2 protein-coding genes are annotated in these 2350 nt (G+C 60.1%); both read right to left on the bottom strand.

The window, feature by feature from the left end:
- Positions 1-1696: recombinase family protein (locus OES25_17685; GenBank protein MDH3629469.1), on the bottom strand; the 1696-nt coding region annotated here is incomplete at its 3' end.
- A complete protein-coding gene (locus OES25_17690) occupies positions 1686-1865 on the bottom strand; it encodes a hypothetical protein (protein ID MDH3629470.1) in 180 nt (59 codons plus the stop codon). The genes OES25_17685 and OES25_17690, both read right to left, overlap by 11 nt.
- Positions 1866-2350: the final 485 nt, after the last annotated feature.

Here is a 2350-nt window from a genome sequence, read left to right on the forward strand (position 1 = left end):
GCTCAGGCGTGTCGTCGTCGGTCCGTAGGACGGACTCTCTGGGGTGCCAAAGAGGTACTTCGATTTCTGTGAACATGCCGCCGCGCCAGCGTAGGACCAAGTGCGCTTGGGCCTCGGTGCGATCTACCGCGATGTTGACTTCTTCGAGCAAGGACCGAAGCAGCTCTTTGCGATCGCGCCCCGTCGTTGTGGGCGCTTCCCATACGCGATTCAGATCCGAGCCCAGTAGATGAATGCGTTCACGTTGCTCCTCGCTCAGGCGTTCGGGCCGTTGGTGCTCGCGTCTCGCCAGTTCGGCTTCGGCGGTTGTCTGTTCGTTGAGGCGTTCTTCCCACTCGGCTTCCAGGGTTCGGGCCACCAGGCGGTTCTCCGGTTCCACGGATCGATAGCGTCGTTCAGCCCGTTGAGTCTGGTAACCTGCCTGCTCGACCTGCAGACGCCATTGTGCTACTGCATGGTCATACTCGGCTTCGATCAGTTCTTCGGCTTGGAGGGCTGCTTGCATGCCGGCGGGGGCGATGGCCTCCACAAAGGCGGTGCTGATCGCCTTGTCGATACGGGCGCCTCCAACGCGCAGGCACCACTGGCCCCTTCCGTTGGCGACGTTGCTGCTGGGACAGTAGTAGCCGGGCGTGGAGTTGCGCCCCTGATAGTAGACGTGCAGTCGCCGGCCGCAGGAGGCGCAGGTCGCGATGCCTTGCAACAACGCCGTCCCTTCGCGGACCGCTCCGCCAGCCTGATGGGGACGAGGATGGGTGTTCTGTTTGATGCGCGCCTGGTTCATCTCATAGGTGTTCCAGTCAACGAAGCCCTCGTGATGATCGGGAATCAACACAGCCCACTCGGAGCGCGGCAGTCGGCGCAGCCGCTTTCTGAGTCGACCGGTTTGGTCCACGTAAGGTTCCTGTCGAGTCTTACCATAGGTGTAGGCGCCTGCATAGACCGGGTTGGTCAGTACGTGATGAATGGCGGTGTAGGTCGGAGTGACCCACCGAATCTCGCTCAGAGCGTTGGACTGTAGCGGAAAGGAAAGTCCCTCACTTCGGAACCAGAGCCAGACCTGACGGGCCGAGCCGACTTCGGTGAACTTTCCAAAGATGGTGCGGATCGCGCCGGTGACCGCTTCGTCAGGATGAAAGAGCACTTCTCCGTCCTTCTCGCCCCACACGAAGCCGACGGGAAGCCCGCGACGCAGTTCGCCACGCGCGGCCTTGTTGCGGATACCGCCGTCAAGCCGGGCACGAATGACGTGCAACTCGGCTTCAGCCATGGTGCCCTTCAGTCCGAGAAGAAGCCGATCGTTGAACAGTCCCGCGTGGTAGAGCCCATCCTCGTCGCCGATGAGGGTGTCCGTCACCCCGCATAGGTCCAGTAGGCGATACCAGTCCGCGTTGTTGCGTGCCACCCGAGAGACTTCGATCGAGAGGATCAGCCCGACCTGTCCCAACGCCACGTCCGCGGTCATCTTCGTGAATCCGTCGCGTTCGACGTTTCCCGAGCCCGAGCGGGCCAGGTCCTCGTCAATGACTTTGACCCTCTCCTTGGACCACCCCAGGTGAATGGCACGCTCTACGAGATTGTACTGCCGGCGTGTGGACTCACGGTTGTATTGAACTTGAGTTGCGGTGGACTGCCGCACGTAGATGTAGGCGATGCGATCCAGGTGAGTCGGTTTGATCTTCTCATTATAGCTCATGGCTGTTCTCCTGTGTCTGTTCGATTAACTTTGGACAGATGGTTTTGGCGATCAGCCGCGCCAGCAGCGCAGTGCTCTCGAGCTGATCTTCGATGCTCAGACTCTCCCATGGGCCCTGCTCGTAGGGCGCCTTTCGTACCGCGGGCCAGAAGTCCAGTTGGTGTTGCATGATGGTGTTCCTCCTGCGAAGGGTTGTTCGCTGAGGCCGGTTGGGCCTCCAGCTTTCGCAGTAGAGCGTCCACGAGCTTGCGTGTGCGCATCAAGTCGCAAACCGACCCGATCCGTGTTGAGGAGTTGGCGAAAGTCTCGCCGTCAGACGCCGGTGCCGCCTTGTCCAGATCTGTCCAGGATGCCGGGATCAATGATCGTGTTCCGTCCGGCAACTCCAACGTCAGATGATAGCGACCATTTCGATGAAGATGCCCGAGCACATTCAGCGTCTTGCCTTCCATAGGATGGCGATTTCGGAGGACCGTTACGCTTGCGGGAAGCTCGCGGATGTGGGGAGTGTGTCGTGGTTTCCTTCGATGCAATCGACCATGAATGGCTGATCAAATTCATCGAACACCGGATCGGAGACCAACGCGTCATCCGGCACGTCAAGAAATGGCTGAGGGCGGGAGTCCTGGAAGATGATTCGTATCGGCAGATGGA

This window comes from Acidobacteriota bacterium (assembly GCA_029861955.1).
Taxonomy (GTDB): Bacteria; Acidobacteriota; Polarisedimenticolia; order Polarisedimenticolales; family Polarisedimenticolaceae; genus JAOTYK01.